Source organism: Enterococcus cecorum, assembly GCF_052119425.1.
GTDB lineage: Bacteria > Bacillota > Bacilli > Lactobacillales > Enterococcaceae > Enterococcus_E > Enterococcus_E cecorum_C.
In genome coordinates, this window is sequence record NZ_JBQKFH010000088.1 from 1 (window position 1) to 1,096 (window position 1,096).

Genomic DNA, 1,096 nt, shown 5'->3' on the forward strand with positions numbered 1-1,096 from the left:
TTTCCATTCGTCTGCTTTTCCTAGCCTCCTGCGTCCCTCCATTGCTCAAACGAAAACAACGAGTACAGGAATATCAACCTGTTGTCCATCGCCTACGCCTGTCGGCCTCGGCTTAGGTCCCGACTAACCCTGGGCGGACGAGCCTTCCCCAGGAAACCTTAGTTATTCGGTGGACAGGATTCTCACCTGTCTTTCGCTACTCATACCGGCATTCTCACTTCTAAGCGCTCCAGCAGTCCTCACGATCTACCTTCAACGCCCTTAGAACGCTCTCCTACCATTGTACGTAAGTACAATCCACAGCTTCGGTAGTATGTTTAGCCCCGGTACATTTTCGGCGCAGGGTCACTCGACTAGTGAGCTATTACGCACTCTTTAAATGGTGGCTGCTTCTAAGCCAACATCCTAGTTGTCTGTGCAACCCCACATCCTTTTCCACTTAACATACATTTGGGGACCTTAGCTGGTGGTCTGGGCTGTTTCCCTTTCGACTACGGATCTTATCACTCGCAGTCTGACTCCCGGATATAAATGAATGGCATTCGGAGTTTATCTGAATTCGGTAACCCGAGATGGGCCCCTAGTCCAAACAGTGCTCTACCTCCATCATTCTTACTTCCGAGGCTAGCCCTAAAGCTATTTCGGAGAGAACCAGCTATCTCCAAGTTCGTTTGGAATTTCTCCGCTACCCACACCTCATCCAAACACTTTTCAACGTGTCCTGGTTCGGTCCTCCAGTGCGTTTTACCGCACCTTCAACCTGGACATGGGTAGATCACATGGTTTCGGGTCTACGACTACATACTCTATCGCCCTATTCAGACTCGCTTTCGCTACGGCTCCGTCTCTTCAACTTAACCTCGCATGCAATCGTAACTCGCCGGTTCATTCTACAAAAGGCACGCTATCACCCATTAACGGGCTCTAACTTGTTGTAGGCACACGGTTTCAGGTTCTATTTCACTCCCCTCCCGGGGTGCTTTTCACCTTTCCCTCACGGTACTGGTTCGCTATCGGTCACTAGGGAGTATTTAGCCTTAGGAGATGGTCCTCCTAGATTCCGACGGAATTTCTCGTGTTCCGCCGTACTCAGGAT

The 1,096-nt window shown here is 50.3% G+C and carries 1 rRNA gene; it reads right to left on the reverse strand.

Annotated elements, in window-relative coordinates:
* A 23S ribosomal RNA gene (locus ACTQZM_RS11870) occupies window positions 1-1,096 on the reverse strand; the annotation flags it as partial.